At 68.7% G+C, this 21,387-nt stretch carries 21 protein-coding genes; 14 read left to right on the forward strand and 7 right to left on the reverse strand.

What is annotated here, in order from left to right:
* Window positions 1-2 precede the first annotated feature (2 nt).
* Window positions 3-2,165 (reverse strand): transketolase family protein, encoded by a 2,163-nt coding sequence (gene tkt / locus ACYVBN_RS16855; protein ID WP_460601517.1) that lies wholly within the window; start codon window positions 2,163-2,165, stop codon window positions 3-5.
* Window positions 2,166-2,354: 189 nt separating this feature from the next.
* On the opposite strand from tkt, the gene ACYVBN_RS16860 reads away from it, so the two are divergent.
* Together ACYVBN_RS16860 and ACYVBN_RS16865 are read left to right on the forward strand one after the other, a co-directional pair.
* The gene (locus ACYVBN_RS16860; protein ID WP_460601518.1) at window positions 2,355-3,365 is read left to right on the forward strand and encodes a heme o synthase; all 1,011 of its coding nucleotides are present in this window, start codon (window positions 2,355-2,357) and stop codon (window positions 3,363-3,365) included.
* Between the two features lie 35 nt (window positions 3,366-3,400).
* Window positions 3,401-4,420 (forward strand): MFS transporter, encoded by a 1,020-nt coding sequence (locus ACYVBN_RS16865; RefSeq protein WP_460601519.1) that lies wholly within the window; start codon window positions 3,401-3,403, stop codon window positions 4,418-4,420.
* A gap of 7 nt (window positions 4,421-4,427) precedes the next feature.
* Here the strand turns inward: ACYVBN_RS16865 and ACYVBN_RS16870 are convergent, their stop codons facing one another.
* Complete coding sequence (locus ACYVBN_RS16870) at window positions 4,428-5,432, reverse strand: class I SAM-dependent methyltransferase (protein ID WP_460601520.1); 1,005 nt, start codon at window positions 5,430-5,432, stop codon at window positions 4,428-4,430.
* A 240-nt stretch (window positions 5,433-5,672) separates the two neighbouring features.
* Between ACYVBN_RS16870 and ACYVBN_RS16875 the strand changes: the two genes are divergently transcribed.
* From ACYVBN_RS16875 to ACYVBN_RS16885, 3 genes are read left to right on the forward strand one after another with little or no spacing between them, the layout of a single operon-like run.
* Window positions 5,673-6,002 (forward strand): FeoA family protein, encoded by a 330-nt coding sequence (locus ACYVBN_RS16875; protein ID WP_460601521.1) that lies wholly within the window; start codon window positions 5,673-5,675, stop codon window positions 6,000-6,002.
* Complete coding sequence (gene feoB, locus ACYVBN_RS16880) at window positions 5,999-7,939, forward strand: ferrous iron transporter B (protein WP_460601522.1); 1,941 nt, start codon at window positions 5,999-6,001, stop codon at window positions 7,937-7,939. Before ACYVBN_RS16875 ends, feoB begins: the two co-directional genes overlap by 4 nt.
* Window positions 7,936-8,529: a NifU family protein gene (locus ACYVBN_RS16885; protein ID WP_460601523.1), complete on the forward strand. Its 594-nt coding sequence runs from the start codon at window positions 7,936-7,938 to the stop codon at window positions 8,527-8,529. The genes feoB and ACYVBN_RS16885 overlap by 4 nt, the downstream gene beginning before the upstream one ends.
* A gap of 22 nt (window positions 8,530-8,551) precedes the next feature.
* Here the strand turns inward: ACYVBN_RS16885 and ACYVBN_RS16890 are convergent, their stop codons facing one another.
* Genes ACYVBN_RS16890 through ACYVBN_RS16900 form a run of 3 tightly spaced genes read right to left on the reverse strand, consistent with a single transcriptional unit; the run spans window position 8,552 to window position 11,025 of the window.
* Window positions 8,552-9,532: a COX15/CtaA family protein gene (locus ACYVBN_RS16890; RefSeq protein ID WP_460601524.1), complete on the reverse strand. Its 981-nt coding sequence runs from the start codon at window positions 9,530-9,532 to the stop codon at window positions 8,552-8,554.
* Window positions 9,529-10,272, reverse strand: a complete 744-nt coding sequence (locus ACYVBN_RS16895; RefSeq protein ID WP_440282909.1) for an ABC transporter permease — start codon at window positions 10,270-10,272, stop codon at window positions 9,529-9,531. The genes ACYVBN_RS16890 and ACYVBN_RS16895 overlap by 4 nt, the downstream gene beginning before the upstream one ends.
* Before the next feature lie 24 nt (window positions 10,273-10,296).
* Complete coding sequence (locus ACYVBN_RS16900; RefSeq protein WP_460601525.1) at window positions 10,297-11,025, reverse strand: ABC transporter ATP-binding protein; 729 nt, start codon at window positions 11,023-11,025, stop codon at window positions 10,297-10,299.
* A 128-nt stretch (window positions 11,026-11,153) separates the two neighbouring features.
* Here ACYVBN_RS16900 and ACYVBN_RS16905 point away from each other — a divergent pair, with 128 nt between their 5' ends.
* The 8 genes from ACYVBN_RS16905 to ACYVBN_RS16940 are packed head-to-tail and all read left to right on the forward strand — an operon-like array spanning window position 11,154 to window position 17,785.
* Window positions 11,154-11,867, forward strand: coding sequence for a helix-turn-helix transcriptional regulator (locus tag ACYVBN_RS16905; protein WP_460601526.1), 714 nt, complete (start codon window positions 11,154-11,156; stop codon window positions 11,865-11,867).
* Entirely contained in the window at window positions 11,864-13,282 is a 1,419-nt protein-coding gene (gene sufB / locus ACYVBN_RS16910; RefSeq protein WP_440280761.1) for a Fe-S cluster assembly protein SufB, read from the forward strand. The genes ACYVBN_RS16905 and sufB overlap by 4 nt, the downstream gene beginning before the upstream one ends.
* Before the next feature lie 57 nt (window positions 13,283-13,339).
* Complete coding sequence (gene sufD / locus ACYVBN_RS16915; RefSeq protein ID WP_460601527.1) at window positions 13,340-14,515, forward strand: SufB/SufD family protein; 1,176 nt, start codon at window positions 13,340-13,342, stop codon at window positions 14,513-14,515.
* On the forward strand, window positions 14,512-14,853 hold the full coding sequence (locus ACYVBN_RS16920; protein ID WP_440280763.1) for a non-heme iron oxygenase ferredoxin subunit: 342 nt from the start codon (window positions 14,512-14,514) through the stop codon (window positions 14,851-14,853). Before sufD ends, ACYVBN_RS16920 begins: the two co-directional genes overlap by 4 nt.
* 19 nt (window positions 14,854-14,872) lie before the next feature.
* Window positions 14,873-15,631, forward strand: a complete 759-nt coding sequence (gene sufC / locus ACYVBN_RS16925; protein WP_440280764.1) for a Fe-S cluster assembly ATPase SufC — start codon at window positions 14,873-14,875, stop codon at window positions 15,629-15,631.
* Between the two features lie 53 nt (window positions 15,632-15,684).
* On the forward strand, window positions 15,685-16,983 hold the full coding sequence (locus ACYVBN_RS16930; RefSeq protein ID WP_460601528.1) for an aminotransferase class V-fold PLP-dependent enzyme: 1,299 nt from the start codon (window positions 15,685-15,687) through the stop codon (window positions 16,981-16,983).
* Window positions 16,983-17,456, forward strand: a complete 474-nt coding sequence (sufU, locus tag ACYVBN_RS16935) for an iron-sulfur cluster assembly scaffold protein (protein WP_460601529.1) — start codon at window positions 16,983-16,985, stop codon at window positions 17,454-17,456. The genes ACYVBN_RS16930 and sufU overlap by 1 nt, the downstream gene beginning before the upstream one ends.
* 2 nt (window positions 17,457-17,458) lie before the next feature.
* On the forward strand, window positions 17,459-17,785 hold the full coding sequence (locus tag ACYVBN_RS16940; protein ID WP_460601530.1) for a metal-sulfur cluster assembly factor: 327 nt from the start codon (window positions 17,459-17,461) through the stop codon (window positions 17,783-17,785).
* Between the two features lie 128 nt (window positions 17,786-17,913).
* On the opposite strand, the gene ACYVBN_RS16945 is transcribed toward ACYVBN_RS16940, so the two are convergent.
* Both ACYVBN_RS16945 and ypfJ read right to left on the reverse strand, forming a co-directional pair.
* Entirely contained in the window at window positions 17,914-18,486 is a 573-nt protein-coding gene (locus tag ACYVBN_RS16945; protein ID WP_460601531.1) for an AMIN-like domain-containing (lipo)protein, read from the reverse strand.
* 127 nt (window positions 18,487-18,613) lie between these two features.
* Window positions 18,614-19,591: a neutral zinc metallopeptidase gene (gene ypfJ, locus ACYVBN_RS16950; RefSeq protein WP_460601532.1), complete on the reverse strand. Its 978-nt coding sequence runs from the start codon at window positions 19,589-19,591 to the stop codon at window positions 18,614-18,616.
* A 197-nt stretch (window positions 19,592-19,788) separates the two neighbouring features.
* Here ypfJ and ACYVBN_RS16955 point away from each other — a divergent pair, with 197 nt between their 5' ends.
* Complete coding sequence (locus ACYVBN_RS16955) at window positions 19,789-21,387, forward strand: ABC-F family ATP-binding cassette domain-containing protein (protein WP_460601533.1); 1,599 nt, start codon at window positions 19,789-19,791, stop codon at window positions 21,385-21,387.

Raw genomic sequence — 21,387 nt, forward strand, 5'->3', positions numbered from 1 at the left:
CTTCAGTTGCCTCCTACAGCCTGAATGGATTCCTGCGCGGCAGACACCACTGCGTCCACCGTGAACCCGAACTTCTCCATCAGCACCGATCCGGCGGCGCTGGCGCCGAAGTGGTCGATGCCGACGGTGCGCCCCGCGTCGCCGACGATGTCGTGCCAGCCGAACGGCGTCGCCGCCTCCACACTGACCCGGGCCCGCACGGCCGGGGGCAGCACCTCGTGGCGGTACCCCTCGTCCTGTGCCTCGAACCACTCGCGGCTGGGCATGGACACCACACGAGCTGCAACGTCCTGGTCCGCCAAAGCCTTCCTGGCCTCCAGGGCCAGACTCACCTCGGAGCCGGTCGCAACGAGGATCACGTCGGGTGTGCCGTCGGTGTCGGCCACGATGTAGGCGCCGCGTGCCACCCCCTCGGCGGAGGCATAGACGCTGCGGTCCAGGGTCGGCAGCGCCTGGCGGGACAGGATGAGCGCGGCCGGTCGGTCGGTGTGCTCGAGAATGGTGCGCCAAGCGACCGCGGTCTCGTTGGCATCGGCGGGTCGCACGACGTCCAGGCCCGGGATCGCGCGCAGCGCCGCCAAGTGCTCGATCGGCTGGTGGGTCGGACCGTCCTCGCCCAGGCCGATGGAGTCGTGCGTCCACACGAACGTCACCGGGATCTGCTGGATGGCGGCCAACCGCACCGCGGGGCGCATGTAGTCGGAGAAGACCAGGAACGTGCCGCCGTAGGGACGGGTCAGACCCTCCAAAGCGATGCCGTTGAGCGCCATACCCATGGCGTTCTCGCGGATCCCGAAGTGCAGGGTGCGGCCGTAGGGGCCGCCCTTCCACTCCTCGGTCTGCCAATTGGCCGGCACAAAGCTCGGCTCGCCGACCATGGTGGTGTTGTTGGACTCGGCCAGGTCGGCCGAACCGCCCCACAACTCCGGCATGACCGGCGCGAGCGCGGTGAGGATCTTGCCCGAAGCCGCGCGCGTCGCGAGGCCCTTCGGGTCGGCCTCGAAGGTGGGGAACGCCGAGGCGAAGTCGGCGGGCAGCTCGCGCTTGACCAGCCGGTCCAGCAACTGCGCCGCCTCCGGGTTGGCCTCGCTCCACGCGTCGAACGACTTCTGCCATTCGGCGTGGGCCTGCCGGCCCCGGTCCTTGACCTTGCGGACGTGCTCGATGACCTCGTCGTCGACCTGGAACGTCCGCTCCGGGTCGAAGCCGAGCAGCTTCTTGGTGCCGGCGACCTCGTCATCGCCCAGGGCGCTGCCGTGCGCCTTTCCGGTGCCCTGCTTGGTCGGCGCCGGCCAGGCCAGGATGGTGCGCAGGCAGATCAGCGACGGCTTGTCGGTGACCGACTTGGCCTGCTCGATCGCGGCCAGCAGCTCGTCGACGTTCTCGGTGTAGGTGTTGCGGTCGCTGTCCGGCTTCGCACCCGGCCGCCAGTCGACGGTCTGCACGTGCCAACCGTATGCCGCGTAGCGGGCAGCCACGTCCTCGGTGAACGACACGTCGGTGTCGTCCTCGATGGAGATCTGGTTCTGGTCGTAGAACGCGATCAGGTTGCCCAGTTCCTGGTGGCCGGCCAGCGAACCGGCCTCTGCCGACACGCCTTCCATCAGGTCACCGTCGGAGGCGATGACCCAGATGCGGTGGTCGAAGGGACTGGTGCCGGGCGCGGCGTCGGGGTCCAGCAGACCGCGCTGGCGACGCTGCGCCATCGCCATACCCACGGCCGAGGCGATGCCGGAGCCGAGCGGGCCGGTGGTGATGTCGACACCGTCGGTGTGGCCGAACTCCGGGTGGCCCGGCGTCAGCGAACCCCAGGTGCGCAGCGCCTCCAGATCCTTCAGTTCCAGGCCGTAGCCGGAGAAGTAGAGCTGGATGTACTGGGTGAGGCTGGAGTGCCCGCAGGACAGCACGAACCGGTCGCGACCGATCCAGCGCGGGTCACCGGGATCGATGCGCATGACGTTCTGGTAGAGCAGGTACGCCAGCGGGGCCAGGCTCATCGCGGTGCCCGGGTGGCCGTTGCCGGTCTTCTGCACCGCGTCGGCCGCCAGGACCCGCACGGTGTCGACAGCGCGTACGTCGACCGACGTCCAGCCGGCCTCGGTGGCGATGGGCTCGGCGAGCGCCGGGTCGCGGCGTCCGGTGATGGCTGAGGTGTCCTGACTCACGGCAGATTGCTCCCACGAAGATTCGAACGATGGCTCTGGACTGAACTGACGATCTGGAACTTTCCCTTCCGAGCCTAGCCCTGCCACCCACGCGATCAGCAAAGTCGGTCAGCGGGATAGACTGCGGGCAGTTCAGGTGGTGAGATGCCCACCCGTGTGCGATTCCCCGAGGCGACGGAAGTGACGAGAGTGACCGCTATCGAGCCGCGCTCGGCGAACGGCCGAGCGACCGCCGAAAGCACCCTCGACAGCAACACCACTGGCACCGACAGCGGCGCAGCACACGGTGCGCCGGCGGGCCGGCGGCCCTTCGCCGCGGTCGCGCGCGACTACCTCGCCCTGACCAAACCGCGGATCATCGAGCTCCTGCTGGTGACGACCTTCCCGGTGATGTTCCTGGCCGATCGCGGGGTGCCCTCGGTCTGGTTGATCCTGGCGACGCTGATCGGCGGCTCGCTGTCGGCCGGTTCGGCCAACTCCCTCAACTGCTACCTCGACCGCGACATCGACCGGTTGATGCACCGCACCGAGGGACGGCCACTGGCCACCGGGGCCATCAGCCCACGGGCCGGCTTCGTCTTCGGGGTCACCCTCGGGGTGATCTCGGTGCTGTGGCTCGGGTTGCTCGTCAACTGGCTCTCGGCGGCCTTGTCGTTCGGCGCCATCGCGCTCTACGTCGGCTTCTACACGCTGCTGCTGAAGCGGCGCACCTCGCAGAACATCGTGTGGGGTGGCATCGCGGGCTGTATGCCGACCCTCATCGGGTGGTCGGCCGTCACCGACTCGCTGAGTTGGTCCGCGGTGGTGCTCTTCCTGGTGGTGTTCTTCTGGACGCCGCCGCACTACTGGCCGCTGTCGATGCGGTTCCGTGACGACTACGCCAATGCCGGAGTGCCGATGCTGCCCGTGGTGGCCGAGGACGTCGCGGTGGCCCAGCAGATCGTGCTCTACACCTGGGTGACCGTGCTGACCACGCTCGCGCTGATCCCCGTCGGGGACATGGGGCTGATCTACACGGTCATCGCGCTGGTCGCCGGTGCGGTGTTCTTGCGCGAGGCCCACCTGCTGCTGCGTCGTGCGCGCGCCGGGGCGTCATACAAGGTGCTGAAGCCGATGCGCCTGTTCCACTACTCGATCTCCTACCTGACGTTGGTCTTCGTCGGTGTCGCGATCGACCCGCTGGTGCACCTCGTCTTCTGATCCTTCACCTGCACCCGCTGCGTAGGGTGCAGCACATGGCCGCCGCGACCACACCGCGCGAAGGTGCACTGCCGCAGTACTTCGGGCGGCTGTGGCTGGGGGAGACCGTCTCGTCCTTCGGCACCTACGTGACACTGCTCAGTCTGCAGTTCCTGGTGCTGCGGACACTGCACGGCGGCCCGCAGGACGTCGGCTGGCTCAACTCGGCACGGTGGTTGCCCTACCTGGTTCTCGGCCTGTTCGCCGGTGTGATCGTCGACCGGCGACGCCGCCTGCCGGTCATCGTCATCACCGACCTGGTGTGCGGGTCGTTGCTGGCACTGATCCCCGTGGCCTGGGTGCTCGGTGCGCTGTCACTGCCGGTGCTCATCGGCATCGTTCTGCTGTATGGCGCGACCGCGCTCTTCAATGACGCGTCGTCCATGGCATTCCTGCCGCGATTGGTGCCGACCTGCCAGCTGCAGCGCGCGCACGCGAGACTGGACGGCTCCTCGGCAGTTGCACAGACAGCGGGTCCGACCCTCGCGGGTGGTTTGATCGCGATCCTCGGTGCACCGTGGGCGATCCTGGTGGACGCGCTCAGCTACTTCTTCTCCGCCGCCATGATGGCGCCGGTCCGCGTCACCGAGCCGGGGCCCGCGGCCACCGCCGCGTCGAGCGTGCGCCGCGACATACGCGACGGACTGACGTGGGTCTATCGGGCCGGGGCGCAACGGTGGCTGGCACTGGGCACCCACCTGTGGTTCGCGGCCAACGCGACGCTCGGAGTGGCGGTGCCGACGTTCGCATTGCACACGCTGCACCTGTCGGCGGTGCAGTTCGGCACAGCCACCGCGCTCGCCGGAGTCGGAGCCGGACACCCTGCAGTCGCGTGTGAACACGACCATGCGGGCCGCGAACCGCACGGTGATCGTCGTGGTGGCACCCGTGGCCGGACTCGTCATCGGCGGGATCGGCACCCGTCCGGCAGTGTGGCTCGCCGCACTGATCTTCGCCCTGGTCGCAGTCCTGCTCTACGTGTCGCCGTTCCGCGGCGAGCGGATGCCGCAGGGTGATCGCGGCTCAGCGGCGCTCGGCGAGTGCCTGCCAGAGGTGTGTGTAGTCCTCGGCGGGTGCGTCGCGGTCACGCAGGGCACGCACGTCGGCCCAGACCGGTGACGACATGATCCCGGACGGCTCGTGGGCGTGCGTGCGCCGGCACCACTCTGCGTCGACGGTCTGCGGGTCGGGCGCGCTCAGGCGGGGGAGTTCGTCCGGGTAGACCTCGTCCAGCACGGTCGACGTGGGATCGAGGCCGACCACCAGGTAACTGCCGGTGGGCTCGGTGTTGATCGGCAGGATCGTCAGGTCGGGGCGGTGCCGCCGCAGCACGTCGTCCACCTTGTAGACGTCGCCCGCCCAGGCCGACGTACGCCGGATCCGCTGTCCTTCCAGGGAGTTCCGGGGAAGCATGTCGTCCAGGATGACCACCCCTCCGGGCGACATGCGCTTCTCGATGTTCATGAAGTCGCGCAGCGCGAACTCGGCCAGATGCATGCCGTCGATGAACGCCAGATCGACCGGCAGCTCGCCGAAGTGGTCGAACGCCCCCGCTGTCGCGAAGAAGTCGTCGCTGGTCTGCACGAACGTCTGCACGTCACAACGGATCTCGCGGGTGATGCGGTATGCCGGGTCCACCGCGATGCTGCGTGCGCGGGACAGGGTGAGGCTCTGGCCCTGGTCGACACCGATCTCGAAGTAGGTGCGTGGGTGCAGCAGTTCGTGCATGCGCGCGAGCAGTGCGTGCTTGTGCACCCCGCTACTGGTGTGCTCGAACGGATCGGCGGAGACCCAGTGCAGGCCCTTGGGCAGTGTCGAACCGGCGCCGAGGCCCTCGACTCCGGCGCGGCCGAGAGCGTCGATCATCTGCTGGCGGTTCAACGGCGTCGGCTTCGGAGCGACCTGGGGAGGCGCGATCCGGCGGGCCACCGTCGTGCGTGCGGCTACCTCACAGCGCCGCAGGCGCTCCGTCTGCCGACCGCCGAGCGTCTTACGCAGGGTGGTTCCGACCGTTGACCGAATCGACATGGAAGACCCTTCTGTTCGATGGAGGTGGCTTCAGGGTAGGTGACCGGTCGCGGCAACGGGGCGCAGTCCGGCGAGAGTGTCGATGCGTCTCGCCGGGCGCCGGCATCGGGGGATTCAGCTGCTGCTCAGCCACCATTCACCCGGGCAGCCACGATTCGCATGGTCGCTGCACCTGTGTCACACTCGCAGAGGCAGGGTAGGCTGCCCTAAGGAACGCGAGTCGCAGTTGTGGAGGTACGGATGTCGCTGGCGACGTGGGTCCGTCGAACCGATCCCGACACCGGTGTCCGCACCGGCGCCGACGCGGACGGCTCCGTTCGTGCCGATCAACCCGCCGAGCGTTCCTTGGCAGAGATGCGCCCCGGCCAGTCCGGTGTGATCGTCGGCTGGAGCAGTGCGCTCGACCGAGCCGCTGTGCGCCGTTTCGAGGATCTGGGCTTCGCCGAGGGCGCCGCGGTCACGGTCCTGCGTCGCGCACCGTTGGGTGATCCCTTCGTGTACGGCGTTGCTGGCTATGAGATCGCGGTGCGCCGCGAGCACACCCGGCACGTGCGGGTCGAGTCTCGGTGAGCCATTGCAGTCCGGGTGACACGCTCGTCGATGCCACCCCCGGGACGACCCGCATCGCCCTGCTGGGCAGTCCCAACTCCGGCAAGACCACGCTGTTCAACGCGCTGACCGGATTGCGGGCCAAGACGGGCAATTATCCCGGTGTGACCGTTGCCCGCTACGAGGGCACGGCCCGCACCCCGGGCGGCGACGTCACGATCGAAGACCTCCCGGGCACGTACAGTCTGGACCCGATCAGCCCCGACGAACAGGTGGTGGCCGACGTCCTCGACGCCGCCGATGACCAGCTGAACACCCCCGACGCACTGCTGGTGCTAGTGGACGCCACCACGATCGAGCGCTCGCTCACCCTCGTGGGCCAGGCGCTCAACACCGGCATCCCCGTCACCGTGGTGGTGACCTTCGGTGACGAACTGCACCGCCGCATGGGGTCGCTGGACACCGCGGCCCTGCAACGCGCGCTCGGCGTCCCTGTGCTCGAGGTGTCCGCGGGGGACAAGGAAGCGCTCGCCGGCCTGCGCGATCAGCTGGCCCTGGCGGCCCAGTGGGCGGTCCCCGTCCTGCCGCCACCCACCGAACGCCAGCAGGCACGCGCCTGGGCACGATCCGTGCTGGACGGTGCCCGGCACCGGCCACCCAGTGACGACGCGCGCACCCGACGGCTGGACGCCGTGCTGCTGCATCCCATCCTCGGGACGCTGATCTTCGCCGCCACGATGTTCCTGTTCTTCCAGGTCATCTTCACCTTGGCGACGCCGCTGCAGGATCTGGTGCAGTCCTGGTTCGACGACGCCGGCGGCTGGACCCACACGCACCTCGGCGACGGCTGGCTCGGCAGTTTCATCGGTGACGCCCTGATCGGCGGAGTCGGCAGCGTGATGGTGTTCGTGCCGCAGATCGCGCTGCTGTTCCTGATGATCGCGATCCTGGAAGGCAGCGGTTACCTGTCGCGCGCGGCGTTCCTGATGGACCGGTTGATGGCCCGTGCAGGATTGGAGGGGCGGGCGTTCGTCGCTCTGCTGTCCGCCTGGGCCTGCGCCATACCCGGCATCATGGCGACCCGGTCGCTGCCGTCCGCCCGGGACCGGATCGCCACCATGATGGGCGCGCCGCTGATGACGTGCTCGGCCCGGCTGACGGTCTACGTGCTATTGGTCGGATTGCTCGTGCCGTCATCGGCCACCGTCGGACCGTTCGGCGCGCAGGGCGTGGTCATGTTCGTGCTCTACCTGGTCGGCGCACTGGCCGCGATGGGCACGGCGTGGGTGTTCAAACGGATCACCGGGCGGCACGGCGCGGTCCTGCCCTTCTACATGGAGATGCCCAGCTACCGGCTGCCACGGCTGCGCTCGGTGGCGTTCGCCGTGTGGGACTCCAGCAAGGCGTTCCTGCAGAAGGTCGGCCGGATCATCCTGGTGGTCACCATCGTCCTGTGGCTGCTGCTCAACCTGCCGACCCGAGGCACCGCAGAGATGCAGCACGCCGGCGTCGACACCACCAGCTCCTCGGCCACCTCCGCCTACGTGCTCGACCACAGCATCGCCGCCCAGGTCGGCCGGGGCGTCGAGCCGGTCTTCGAGCCGCTCGGCTTCGACTGGCGGGTCAACGTCGGTGTGCTGGCGTCCTTGTCGGCCCGCGAGGTCTTCGTCGCGACCCTGGGACAGGTCGCCGCCGCGGAGAACCCCGAGTCGCCCAAGACGACACTGCAGCACATGACCACCGAGCGCAACGGCCATCAGGAGAAGCTGTTCGACGCCCCGACGACGGCAGCGCTGCTCACCTTCTTCCTGTTCGCCCTGCAATGCATGTCGACCATCGGCGTGATGCGCCGGGAGACCGGGACGTGGCGGTGGCCGGCGATCGCGTTCGGCTACATGTTCGTGCTGGCGTGGTCGGCGGCCCTGCTGGTCCACACCGTGGTGGCGGCGATCTCATGAGCCGCACCACCACCGTGCTCATGCATCCCGAGCTGGTCGCGGACCAACCGCAGACAGTGCGCTGGGTGTTGGCCCCGGGTGTCGTGCCGTTCGCCGGTCCGGTCCGTCGGGTTCCGCAGCCGCTCGGTGCGCTGGTCGACGACGGCGTCATACAGGCGATCGTGTGCGAGTCGTGCGCCGTGCTGATCCGGCTGGCGGACGGGCTGCGCTGGACGGACGTCATCGGGCAGGTGCGCGATGCGCTCGAGGCGGCGGTCGAGGCGCCCGGATGGCAGCCGTATGACGCCGAACAGGGCGGCCCGGACGCGCTGCTGGCGGCGGCGGTGCGCGAGGTGCTCGCCGGTCCGGCCGGCGACTACGTGCGTTCGCACGGGGGAGAGGTGACGGTCGCCTCCGTCGCCGACGGACGGGTGGAGGTGACCTTCTCGGGGACGTGCGGGCACTGCCCCGCCACCGGCATCACGCTGCACGATCGGTTGGAGGCGGAGGTACGCCGCAAGCATCCGGCCCTGCGGGCGATCACCGCAACCAACGCCGGCGGCCACAGCACGCCTCGCTTCCTGAGCATCCGGCGACGCCGGGACTGCTGAGAGGCGCACGGATCGGGGAGGGTCAGCGCTCGCGCAGGCTCAGCACCGCCCAGGTGGTGACGACGACCAGCAGGCCGGCCAGGATCATGTGGATCTCGACCAGGCCGGCGGGCACCTCGAGGAAGTACTGCGTGTAGCCGACGATGCCCTGCAGCACGATCACGCCGAGCACCCACCCCCAGGCCTTGGGTGCTCGGGTGTGCCGCGCCACCAGCAGCGTGGCGATGAGCAGCGCCACGACCAGGCCGGTCAGCAGCATGACGGTGTCGGCATGCAGCCACGCGACAGTGCGCACATCCAGTCCCAGGCGGGCCGGGTGTTCCGCATCGTCACCCGAGTGCGGGCCGGAGCCGGTCACCAGGGTGCCCAGCAAGAGGACCACCGCCACCAACACGGCGGTGAGGGCACCGAGCCAGCGCACCTCTCGGGGCACGACCGGCCGCGGTGGCGCGTCCGTCTCGCGGGCCCGATGGACGAGCCAGGCCGAGGCTGCGACCAGCACCATGGAGGCCAGGAAGTGCGAGGCGACGATCGCCGGGTTGAGCCCGGTCCGCACGGAGATGCCGCCGACCACCGCCTGCACGGCGATGCCGAACAGGATCCAGGCGACCGGCGGCCAGAGGCCGCGGCGCTGCGAACCCTTGCGCTGGTCGACGATCAGTGCGACCAGCAGCGCTACCGCCACGAGGCTGACCACGCTGGTCATCGTGCGATTGCCGAACTCGATGTATTTGTGCCAGGACTGCTCCTGGTGCTTGACCGGCGTGAGTGATCCGGGGACGCACTGCGGCCAGTCAGGACAGCCCAGGCCGCTCGCGGTCAGCCGCACCAGGCCGCCGGTGGCCACGATGAGGACCTCGACGAACAGGTTGAGCCAGAAGAGCCGGCGCAGCCAGGTGGACAGGCCGGTGGTGGGTCGTGCCGGCGGCAACGGCGACCAGCCGTCAGGTCGTGCCGCAGAGTTGGCGTCCGCCGGCGTGTGCAGTGTCGAGTCGGTGATCATCGGTCGTCCCATCGGAAGGTCGCAGCGGTGAGCGCCGTGGCTGCCGCGCCCCACACGAGCAGCACCACCACGGGCTCGGTCAGTGAGCCGAATCGGCCGGTCATCGCGTCGCGGAGACCGTCGCCGAGTGCGCCGGACGGCAGCAGGCGCACGATGGATCCCGCGAGGTCCGGCAGCCTGCCGGTCGGGTAAAGCAGGCCGCCGAGGGCGGCGAACAGCACCCACAGCAGATTGGCCACCGCGAGGACCGCCTCCGCCCGCAGCACACCGGAGATCAGCAACGCGAGGGCGACCCAGGTCCAGGTCCCGACCAGCATCAGCAGCAGCCCCACGACGACGCCGGCCGCGTCCGGATGCCAGCCGAAGCACGCTCCCAGCACCGCGAGGACCACCGTCTGCAGCGCGACGACGACCAGCACCGCCAGGGCCTTGCCGGCCAGCAGGCCGGAGCGGCCCAGCGGGGTGACCCCGAGCAGTCGCAGTACGCCGTACCGGCGATCGAAGCCGGTGGCGATGGCCTGTCCGGTGAACGCCGTCGAGACCACCGCGAGGGCCAGGACGCTCGGCACGACGATGTCGATGCGGCGGCCGGGTCCGAGGTCGGGGCTGGTGCCGACCGCGAGCCCGATCAGGGCGAGCGCGGGCAGCAGGAGGGAGACGAGCAGCTGCTCGCCGTTGGACAGCAGGGTGCGCACCTCGAAGGCAGCCTGGCTGCGGGCGCGTACGGCGGGGGTGGTCATCGGACTGACCTCATCGGGCGAGCTTCATCGGGAGGACTTCTTGGTCGTGCGGGTGAGCGAGAAGTAGGTGTCCTCGAGGCCGTCGGAACCGCTGACCTGGGCGACCGTGCCCTGGGCGGCCACGGACCCGGCCGCGACGATGATGACCTGGTCGGCCAGCCGGTCGGCCTCCTCGAAGGAGTGGGTCGTCACCACGACGCACGCTCCGCGGTCGCGGGTATGGCGCACCAGGTCCCACACGTCGAGCCGCGCGTGCGGGTCGAGGCCGGCGCTCGGCTCGTCGAGAAAGACCACCTCGGGACGACCGATCAGCGCCGCGGCGAGCGCCACGCGCTGCCGCTGACCGCCGGAGAGCCGGCGCAGCGACGTCTGGCGGAAGTCCTGGATGCCCAGGGCGTCGACCAGCAGAGGGAACTCGTCCTGGGCGTCATACAGGGTGGCGAAGTGCTGCAGCAGACGCAGCGGTTTGACCGATCCGGGGAGACCGCCGTCCTGCAGCATGACACCGACCCGCCGACGATGCGCGGCGTCCGCGCCCCACGGGTCGGTGCCCAGCACCCGGACCGTGCCCGACTCCGGGCGACGCAGGCCCTCGGCCATCTCCATCACGGTCGTCTTGCCCGCGCCGTTGGGTCCGAGGACGCAGGTGATCGCGCCCTGCGGTGCGCTCCAGCTCATCCGGTCGAGGGCGAGCTTGCTGCCGTAGTGGTGCGACACCCCGTCGACGACGACCGGCAGCACGGGAGCACTCACGACCGCCAAGTGTAGGTCGTGAAGCTGCCACTGCTTCCCGAGGGCCGGGCGACGCCGCCGATGGCCGTGCGGCGGACTTAGGTCACCCTGGGTGGAAGGTTCCCAGGGAATTACGTCACACTGATGTTGTGTTTTTCCCAGCCGGTGAGGTCGGCACGCGTGAGCGCGTGCTGCGGACGATCTCCGAGCGCGGCCCCATCACGGCGGCCGAGCTCGCGGAGTCGCTCGGCCTCACTGCGGCCGCGGTCCGCCGGCACCTGGACTGCCTGGCACACGACGAGCTGGTGGAGGAGCGCGAGCAGGCCGGCACGGGTGAGCGCCGTCGCGGGCGCCCGGCGCGGGCCTTCGTGGTGTCGTCCTCGGGCCACGCCCGGCTGCGGGGCGACTACGAGCCGCTCGCCGGCTCGGTGCTGCGATTCCTGCGCGACACCTCGGGCGAGGACGCAGTGACCGAGTTCGCGCGTCAACGTGCCGCATCTCTCGCCGAGCAAGCGCTGCCGGTGGTGGAGTCCGCCGGGCGCGATCTGGACAGCCGCACCCAGGCGCTGGCGGCTGCGCTCACCGACCAGGGGTATGCCGCCACGACCCGCCCGGTCGGGAATGACACACCTCTGGCGGGGGTTCAACTGTGTCAGGGGCATTGCCCTGTCCAGCACGTCGCCGCGGAGTTCCCCCAGTTCTGCGAGGAAGAGGCCAAGGCGTTCTCCCGGACGCTCGGAGTCCACGTCCAGCGGCTGTCCTCGCTCGCACATGGCGACCACGTGTGCACCACGTTCGTACCAACTGCTGCACCCCAAGCGGCACACAGCACTTCCCACGCGACAGAAAGGGATTCGAGATGAGCACCATCGAAGAGCTCAACCCGGGACTGAAGGGCATCGGCAACTACGAGTACGGCTGGGCCGACAGTGACGTTGCGGGCTCCAGTGCTCGTCGTGGCCTCTCCCCGGAGGTCGTCGCCGACATCTCGCAGCGCAAGAACGAACCGGACTGGATGCTGCAGCGCCGGCTGAAGGCACTGAAGCTGTTCGACAAGAAGCCGATGCCCTGGTGGGGGTCGGACCTGACCGGCATCGACTTCCAGAACATCAAGTACTTCGTGAAGTCGACCGAGCAGCAGGCCGCCTCCTGGGAGGACCTGCCGGAGGACATCCGCAACACCTACGACCGGCTCGGCATCCCGGAGGCGGAGAAGCAGCGCCTGGTCGCCGGTGTTGCTGCGCAGTACGAGTCGGAGGTCGTCTACCACCAGATTCGCGAGGATCTCGAGCAGCAGGGCGTGATCTTCGTCGACACCGACACGGGTCTGCGCGAGCACGAGGACATCTTCAAGGAGTACTTCGGTTCGGTAATCCCGGCCGGCGACAACAAGTTCGCCTCGCTCAACACCGCGGTCTGGTCGGGTGGCTCGTTCATCTACGTCCCCAAGGGCGTGCACGTCGAGATCCCGCTGCAGGCCTACTTCCGGATCAACACCGAGAACATGGGCCAGTTCGAGCGGACGCTGATCATCGCCGACGAGGACTCGTACGTGCACTACGTCGAGGGCTGCACCGCGCCGATCTACAAGTCGGACTCGCTGCACTCGGCCGTGGTGGAGATCATCGTCAAGAAGAACGCCCGGGTGCGTTACACGACCATCCAGAACTGGTCGAACAACGTCTACAACCTGGTCACCAAGCGGGCGACCTGCGAGGCCGGCGCCACCATGGAGTGGATCGACGGCAACATCGGCTCCAAGGTCACCATGAAGTACCCGGCAGTCTTCCTGATGGGCGAGCACGCGAAGGGTGAGACGCTGTCCATCGCGTTCGCCGGCGAGGGCCAGCACCAGGACGCCGGCGCCAAGATGGTGCACGCCGCGCCGCACACCAGCTCGACCATCGTGTCGAAGTCGGTTGCCCGTGGTGGCGGACGCACGTCATACCGGGGTCTGGTGCAGGTGCTCGAAGGCGCCGAGCACTCCAAGAGTTCAGTGGTCTGTGACGCCTTGCTGGTGGACCAGATCAGCCGGTCGGACACCTACCCGTATGTCGACGTCCGCGAGGACGATGTGCAGATGGGCCACGAGGCCACGGTCTCCAAGGTCAGCGAGGACCAGATGTTCTATCTGATGTCGCGCGGCCTCACCGAGGAGGAGGCGATGGCGATGATCGTGCGCGGCTTCGTCGAGCCGATCGCGCGTGAACTCCCCATGGAGTACGCCCTCGAACTCAACCGCCTCATCGAGCTGCAGATGGAAGGCGCGGTCGGTTAACCCGATCGACATTCCGCAGCTCACTTCGACTCTCCTGGAAGGACCATTGACCCCGCGATGTCCCTGCTGACACCCGATGCGAAAACCCACGTCGACCCTGCTGCGCAGGCGTCGGTGCCCGAACAATCCCGTGCCGAGCGCACGACGTCTTTCGACGTCGCCGACTTCCCGGTGCCGCACGGCCGGGAGGAGGACTGGCGTTTCACACCGGTCGACCGGCTGACCGGTCTGCTGGCCGAGGAGCCGACCGCCGACGGCGCGGTGACCGTGGAGATCTCCGACGACTCGGTCATCGCGGAGCCGCTGGGTGCCGGTGAGGGTGCGCGGGGTGCGGCGCTGAAGCCGGGTGACCGGGCCTCGGTGCTCGCCCACGCCGGCAGCGCCAAGGCGCTGCACCTGAAGCTCGCGGCGGAGACCGAGTACGACGAGCCGATCCGCGTGCAGGTCACCGGTGCAGCCGGCAAACGCTCCAACGGCCACGTCGTCATCGAGGCGGGTGCCCACTCCCAGGGCCTGATCATCATCGAGCACACCGGCTCCGGTGAGCACACCGCCAACGTCGAGGTGGTCGTCGGCGACGGCGCGCACCTGACGCTGGTCAGCGTGCAGCAGTGGGACGACGACGCGCTGCACCTGGCGCAGCACGAGGCGCTGGTGGGCCGGGACGCCACCTACCGGCACATCGCCGTGACGCTGGGCGGCAAGGTCGTGCGGATCAACTCCAACGTCAAGTACGACGGCCCCGGCGGTGACGCGACCCTGCTGGGCGTCTACTTCGCCGACGAGGGGCAGCACCTGGAGCACCGCACCTTCATCGACCACAATGCCCCGCACACCACGTCGTTGGTCACCTACAAGGGTGCGCTGCAGGGCGAGTCGGCCCACTCGGTGTGGGTCGGCGATGTGCTCATCCGCGCCGAGGCGGAGGGCATCGAGACCTATGAGCTCAACCGCAATCTGGTGCTCACCGACGGCGCTCGCGCCGACTCGGTGCCCAACCTGGAGATCGAGACCGGCGACATCGCCGGCGCCGGTCACGCGAGCTCGACCGGCCGGTTCGACGACGAGCAGCTGTTCTACCTGCAGGCACGTGGCATCCCCGAGCAGGAGGCTCGCCGACTGGTGGTGCGTGGCTTCTTCGCCGACATCATCAGCAAGATCGGCGTTCCGGCGGTCGTCGACCCGCTGATGGAGGCGATCGACGCCGAACTCGCCGCCGAGGCGACCCTATGAGCGACACGGATGCCGTGACCGACGAGTTCGTACGGGTCTGCGCACGCGACGAACTTCCGCAGGGCGAGGCGGCACTGGCCGAGATCAACGGGGTGCGCGTCGCGATGGTGCTCGACGACGAGGGCGTGGTGCACGCGGTGAACGACACCTGTAGCCACGCCAATGTGTCCCTGTCCGAGGGCGAGGTCGACGGCTGCACGATTGAGTGCTGGTTGCACGGGTCGCGATTCGACCTCGAGACCGGCGAGCCGACCGGACCGCCGGCCACCGCGCCCATTGCCGTCTACCCCGTACGTATCCAGGACGGTGACGTGTATGTCGCCGTCCGCGCGAGCTGAAGAAGGAAGCTGAAACTACATGTCAACGCTGGAGATTCGCGATCTGCACGTGTCCGTCGACACCGACAAGGGCACCAAGGAGATCCTCAAGGGCGTCAACCTCACCGTGAACTCGGGGGAGACCCACGCGATCATGGGCCCGAACGGCTCGGGCAAGTCGACCCTGGCCTACAGCATCGCCGGGCACCCGAAATACACCGTGACCAGCGGCACCGTCACGCTGGACGGTGAGGACGTGCTGGCGATGAAGGTCGACGAACGCGCCCGCGCCGGGCTGTTCCTGGCGATGCAGTATCCCGTCGAGGTCCCGGGCGTCACGGTGTCCAACTTCCTGCGCACCGCCAAGACCGCCGTGGACGGCGAGGCGCCGAAGCTGCGCCACTGGGTCAAGGACGTCAAGCAGTCGATGGCCAACCTGCGCATGGACGACGTCTTCGCCGAGCGCGGCGTCAACGAAGGTTTCTCCGGCGGTGAGAAGAAGCGTCACGAGATCCTGCAGCTGGAACTGCTCAAGCCGAAGATGGCCATCCTCGACGAGACCGACTCGGGTCTGGACGTCGACGCGCTGCGCGTCGTGTCCGAGGGCGTCAACCGCGCGAAGGCCGAGACCGACGCGGGTGTCCTGCTGATCACGCACTACACGCGAATCCTGCGCTACATCAAGCCCGACCACGTGCACGTGTTCGTCAACGGCCGGGTGGCCGAAGAGGGCGGTCCGGAGCTCGCCGACCGTCTCGAGGCCGAGGGCTACGACCGTTTCCTGACCCCGACGGCCTGACCTCGTTCAGGCCCGGCAGGGCGGCATACGTTCGTGCGGAGTGAGGAGAGGGTATGACGGGCTTCGATGTCGAGAAGGTGCGGGACGACTTCCCGATCCTGCACCGCACCGTCCGGGACGGCCGGCCGTTGGTCTATCTCGACTCGGGTGCGACCTCGCAGAAACCGCGTCAGGTGCTCGACGCCGAGCGCGACTTCTACGAGCACCACAACGCTGCGGCGCACCGCGGTGCGCACCAGCTCGCCGAGGAGGCGACCGAGGCGTTCGAAGGTGCCCGCGCGACCGTCGCCGCGTTCGTGGGCGCTGCTCCGGGCGAGGTGGTGTTCACCAAGAGCGCGACCGAGTCGATCAACCTGGTCGCCTACGCGTTCAGCAATGCCTCCGCCGACGGAGATCTCGGCATCTCCGGAGCCGACCCGGCGGTCACCGACCGCTTCCGCATCGGTCCCGGCGACGAGATCGTGACCACGGTGATGGAGCACCATGCCAACCTGGTGCCGTGGCAGGAGCTGGCGCGGCGCACCGGTGCCACCCTGCGCTGGTTGGACGTCACCGAGGACGGTGAGCTCGACCTGGCCGCTGCCCGCGACCTGATCTCGCGCCCGGCGGTGAAGGTGTTCGCGTTCGCGCACGTCTCCAACGTGCTCGGCACCATCAACCCGGTTCCCGAACTCGCAGCACTGGCACGGGAGTTCGACGTTCTCACGGTGCTCGACGCGTGCCAGTCGGTGCCGCACCTGCCCGTCGACTTCGCGTCGCTCGGTGTCGACTTCATGGCGTTCAGCGGGCACAAGATGCTCGGGCCGTATGGCGTGGGCGTGCTCGTCGGCCGGCGCGAACTGCTCGCGGCGATGCCGCCGTTCCTCTACGGCGGGTCGATGATCGAGCTGGTGCGGATGGAGGGTTCGACCTATGCGCCGCCGCCGCAGCGATTCGAGGCGGGCGTGCCCAACGAGTCGCAGGCGGTCGGCTTGGCCGCCGCGTGCGACTACCTGTCCGCACTCGGCATGGACGCGGTCGCGGCGCACGACCGGAGGATCACCCGGGCGGTGCTCGACGGCCTGACGGAGCGTCCGTGGGTGCGCGTGCTGGGACCGCGTGACGTCGACAAGCGCACCGGCGCAGTCGCTTTCGTCATCGATGGGGTCCATCCCCACGACGTGGGGCAGGTGCTGGACGACTCGGGAGTCGCGGTCCGCACGGGCCACCACTGCGCCTGGCCGCTGCACCGGGCCGGACGGCTCACCGCCACCACGCGGGCCAGCTTCGGTCCTTACACCACCCTGGACGAGGTGCGAGTGTTCCTCGAGGCGCTGGACCGGGTGCCCGACATCTTCGGGGTGGCGGTCTGATGGACCTCTATCAGGAGCTGATCCTCGACCACTCCAAGCATCCCGCCCACGCCGGCCTGCGTGAGCCGTATGACGCCCAGACGCATCACGTCAACACCACCTGTGGCGACGAGGTGACGTTGCGGGTCCACGTGACCGGCGCCGGCGACGCTGCGGTCGTGCAGGACGTCTCCTACGACTCGATCGGATGCTCCATCTCGGTGGCGTCCGCCTCGGTGCTGGCCGAGGAGGTCATCGGCCACCCGGTGGGCGAGACGTTGCGGACCTTCGAGGCGATGCGCCAGATGCTGACCTCCAAGGGCCAGGACCCCGGCGACGAGGAAATCATCGGGGACGGCGTGGCGTTCTCCGGAGTGTCGAAGTATCCCGCGCGCGTGAAGTGCGCACTGCTGCCGTGGGCGGCATACACCGACGCGCTGGCGCAGGCCGGCGTGGACATCAGTTCCGGCACCACCACAACGGGAGTTGGTTGATCATGGCCGAAGTAGTCACCCCGCCGAACGTCGCGGACGTCGAGGAAGCCATGCGCGACGTCGTCGACCCCGAGTTGGGCATCAATGTCGTCGACCTCGGGCTGGTCTACGGCATCACCGTCGACGCGGACAACGCCGCGGTGATCGACATGACCCTGACCTCGGCGGCCTGTCCGCTGACCGACGTCATCGCCGACCAGACCGCGGCCGCCCTCGAGGGCCTGGTCGAGTCGCACCGCATCAACTGGGTGTGGATGCCGCCGTGGGGCCCGGAGAAGATCACCGACGACGGTCGCGAGCAGTTGCGCGCCCTCGGCTTCAACATCTGATCGCTCTCTCTCACCGAGCGGACAAGAACCGACCGACAGGACACGTAAATCGGCCCGTTTCCGGCCCCATTACGTGTCCTGTCAGTGTGTTTCGTGTCCGCTCGGTGAAGGGGGGAGTGACCGTTCCGTCACCACTTGTGGGCGACGTCGATCACCAGGCGCTGTCCGGCCGGATCCTGGATGACGAACGCCCGCATCGGCAGTCGGGCGCGCACCCCGAGTCCGAACGTGCTCTGTCCCTCGAACGACGCGACGAACGCGGCCTGGCGGAACGTGCGGTAACCGGCGACGTCGGTGACGTGCCGGGGATCAGCGGGCCGGTAGGTCGGACGTCCCTGAGCGTCCGACGCCGCCGCATTGACGTCGATCTGCAGGCGTGCCCCGCCGGCGAGAGCCACCGGGTTGCCCGACGGTCCGCTGACCGCGCTGACGTAACGCACCCGGTAGCCGGTGCTGCGACCGCTACCGCCCAGATCGAGAACGAGCCGGTCGTAGCACGAGTGCTGACCGGAGCGGGCACCGCGCACGGTGTCCGACGTGATTGCAGCCGCGACCTTGCCGGTCGAGCCCCAGGTGATGCCGCAGTACGGCGCTGCGTGCGCCGCACCCGAGGCTGCCAGAGGGATGACGGTGGCTGCAGTCAGACCGCACACCGCAAGTGCGGCTTTGCCGCGCAGACCCCGCGTGATGGTGTGTGCCATGACAGTTCCTTCCTTCCTGCTCCCACGAGATGTGGGGTGCAGGAAAGACGCGGACGGCATACGGGAGGTTGCTCGCGACGTCAGGAAAATGTGAGCTGACTCACATCGAGTGCTCAGCGGGCCTGCTTCACTCGACGGTGGCGGCGTCGAAGGTGTTGCACGCGTTGAGGCTGCCCTTGTCGTAGCCGATCTTGAACCACTTCTGCCGGGCGGCGGAGGATCCGTGGGTCCAGGTCTCCGGGGTGACGCGGCCCTGTGCCTTCTGCTGGATGCGGTCGTCGCCGACGGCGGCCGCCGCTGACAGCGCCGAGTCGATGTCCGAGTCGTTGATCTTGTTCAGCAACGGATCGATGGTGATGCCGTCCTGGCCGTTGCGGGAGCCGTCGGCGTAGGAGACCCAGATGCCGGCGAAGCAGTCGGCCTGCAGCTCCGTGCGCACGGAGCCGGACTCGGCGCCCTGCGGGTCCTGCTGGGCGCGGCCGAGCAGGCCAAGGATGTCCTGGACGTGGTGGCCGTATTCGTGCGCGAGCACGTATTCCTTGGCGAGCTGGCCGCCGTCGGAGCCGTACTGGCTCTGCAGTTCCTGGAAGAAGCCGGCGTCGATGTAGACCTGCTTGTCGAGCGGGCAGTAGAACGGCCCCATCTCGGTGCTGGCGGTGCCGCATCCCGACTGCATCTGCCCGGAGAAGACCTTGGTGACCGCGGGGGAGTAGTCCTTGCCGGCGGCCTTGGGCAGATAGACCTTCCAGAAGCCCTCGACACTGGCCACGGTGCCCTTGATCAGGCACAGGTCGTTGTTGTTGGCATCGGCACCGGTTGTGCACTGGTCGAGTTGCTGCTGGATCGCGTCGGTGCTGCCGCCGGAGCCGATCTGGTTCTGGCCGTAGGGATTCGCCTGGTCCTGGCCGGTGATCTGTCCGGGGTATCCGCCACCTCCGCCGCCGCCGGTCAGGTCGCCGCCGAAGAGCACCATCAGGATCATCACGATCACGCCGCCGACGCCGCCGACCGCCACACCGCCGGGCATCAGCCCGCCGCCCCCACCGCCGCTGCCTCCGCTGGAGACGTCACCGGTGCCGATGTTGGCGTTGTCATTGAACGTCACGCCGGTTTCCCTTCACTGCTGCGACGCCGTAAACGGATTGGGGCGCCGCTGACCCTGGACGTACACTATCGAGTGAACGGCTTCGGGCGCCTGAAGCACGCGCCGGCAACGGCGTAGCGGCAGGCGCTCCCTCATGTATGCCGCCAGTTGCCGCGCCAGTAGGGCGGCGCGAGGGATCGCGCCAGAAGGGACAGTCAGTGATCACCGCACAAGGTATCGAGTTGCGTGCGGGGTCACGAATCCTTCTGGAAGAAGCGACGTTCCGGGTCGCCGCCGGGGACCGCGTGGGCCTGGTGGGCCGCAACGGCGCCGGCAAGACGACGCTGACGAAGGTGCTCGCCGGCGAGGGCCAGCCGGCGGCCGGCACCGTCACGTCCTCGGGAGACATCGGTTACCTGCCGCAGGATCCGCGCACCGGTGATCTGGCCATGCTGGCGCGGGACCGCATCCTGTCCGCGCGTGGGCTCGACGTCGTCATCCGCGATCTGCGCGCTGCGGAGAAGGCGATGGCCGACGAGGACGACGAGAAGCGTGAGAGGGCGATGCGTCGGTATGCACGCCTGGACGCCGAGTTCCTGGGCAAGGGCGGGTATGCCGCCGAGTCCGAGGCCGCGTCGCTGGCGTCGTCGCTCGGGCTGCCATCGCGCATCCTGGACCAGCCGCTGGAGACCCTGTCCGGTGGTCAGCGCCGCCGGGTGGAACTGGCGCGGATCCTGTTCTCCGGTGCCGAGTCGCTGTTGCTCGACGAACCGACCAACCACCTGGACGCGGACTCGATCCACTGGCTGCGTGACTACCTGAAGACCTACTCGGGTGGGCTGATCATCATCAGCCACGACGTGGAGATGCTGGATCAGGTCGTCAACCGCGTCTTCCACCTGGATGCGAACCGCGCCGCGATCGACCAGTACAACGTCGGCTGGACGACCTACCTGCAACAACGCGAGACCGACGAGCGGCGCCGCCGCCGGGAGCGGCAGAACGCCGAGAAGAAGGCGTCTGCGTTGATGGCGCAGGCCGAGAAGATGCGTTACAAGGCGACCAAGGCCACGGCGGCCCAGAACATGATCCGGCGGGCCGAGCGGATGCTGCAGGGCGCGGAGGGCAGTCGGCAGCAGGATCGTGTCGCGAAGCTGCGGTTCCCCACGCCGGCGGCGTCCGGCAAGACACCGCTGATGGCAGAAGGCCTGTCGCGCTCCTACGGCTCGCTGGAGATCTTCACCGACGTCGATTTGGCGATCGACCGCGGCTCCAAGGTCGTGGTGCTGGGATTGAACGGGGCCGGCAAGACGACCCTGCTGCGGATCCTGGCGGGCGTGGACCAGCCGGACACCGGGCAGGTGCAGCCGGGCCACGGCCTGAAACTGGGTTACTACGCCCAGGAGCACGAGAACCTCGACGTGGATCGCAGCGTCCTGGACAACATGAAGTCGGCCGCGCCCGACCTCGACGAGACCGAGACGCGCAAGGTGCTCGGATCGTTCCTGTTCAGCGGCGACGACGTCGAGAAGCCGGCGCGGGTGCTGTCCGGTGGCGAGAAGACCCGGCTCTCGCTGGCGCTGCTGGTGGTGTCCGCCGCCAACGTGCTGCTGCTCGACGAGCCGACCAACAACCTCGACCCGGCGTCGCGCCAGGAGATCCTGGGTGCGTTGCGCGCCTTCGAGGGCGCGGTCGTGCTGGTCACCCACGACCCCGGCGCCGTCGAGGCGCTCGAGCCTGAGCGGGTGCTGCTGCTGCCCGACGGTGTCGAGGACCTGTGGGGCCCGGACTACCAGGACCTGGTCGAACTGGCCTGA

It is taken from the genome of Flexivirga lutea (assembly GCF_054778955.1).

Excerpts from the sequence above, each read along its gene's own strand:
- ACYVBN_RS16865 (WP_460601519.1), top strand. The coding sequence starts at position 3,401 with ATGGCCGCCGCGACCACACCGCGCGAAGGTGCACTGCCGCAGTACTTC.
- ACYVBN_RS16870 (WP_460601520.1), bottom strand. The coding sequence starts at position 5,432 with ATGTCGATTCGGTCAACGGTCGGAACCACCCTGCGTAAGACGCTCGGC.
- ACYVBN_RS16875 (WP_460601521.1), top strand. The coding sequence starts at position 5,673 with ATGTCGCTGGCGACGTGGGTCCGTCGAACCGATCCCGACACCGGTGTC.
- ACYVBN_RS16885 (WP_460601523.1), top strand. The coding sequence starts at position 7,936 with ATGAGCCGCACCACCACCGTGCTCATGCATCCCGAGCTGGTCGCGGAC.
- ACYVBN_RS16890 (WP_460601524.1), bottom strand. The coding sequence starts at position 9,532 with ATGATCACCGACTCGACACTGCACACGCCGGCGGACGCCAACTCTGCG.
- ACYVBN_RS16895 (WP_440282909.1), bottom strand. The coding sequence starts at position 10,272 with ATGACCACCCCCGCCGTACGCGCCCGCAGCCAGGCTGCCTTCGAGGTG.
- sufB (WP_440280761.1), top strand. The coding sequence starts at position 11,864 with ATGAGCACCATCGAAGAGCTCAACCCGGGACTGAAGGGCATCGGCAAC.
- sufD (WP_460601527.1), top strand. The coding sequence starts at position 13,340 with ATGTCCCTGCTGACACCCGATGCGAAAACCCACGTCGACCCTGCTGCG.
- ACYVBN_RS16920 (WP_440280763.1), top strand. The coding sequence starts at position 14,512 with ATGAGCGACACGGATGCCGTGACCGACGAGTTCGTACGGGTCTGCGCA.
- sufC (WP_440280764.1), top strand. The coding sequence starts at position 14,873 with ATGTCAACGCTGGAGATTCGCGATCTGCACGTGTCCGTCGACACCGAC.
- ACYVBN_RS16930 (WP_460601528.1), top strand. The coding sequence starts at position 15,685 with ATGACGGGCTTCGATGTCGAGAAGGTGCGGGACGACTTCCCGATCCTG.
- sufU (WP_460601529.1), top strand. The coding sequence starts at position 16,983 with ATGGACCTCTATCAGGAGCTGATCCTCGACCACTCCAAGCATCCCGCC.
- ACYVBN_RS16940 (WP_460601530.1), top strand. The coding sequence starts at position 17,459 with ATGGCCGAAGTAGTCACCCCGCCGAACGTCGCGGACGTCGAGGAAGCC.
- ACYVBN_RS16945 (WP_460601531.1), bottom strand. The coding sequence starts at position 18,486 with ATGGCACACACCATCACGCGGGGTCTGCGCGGCAAAGCCGCACTTGCG.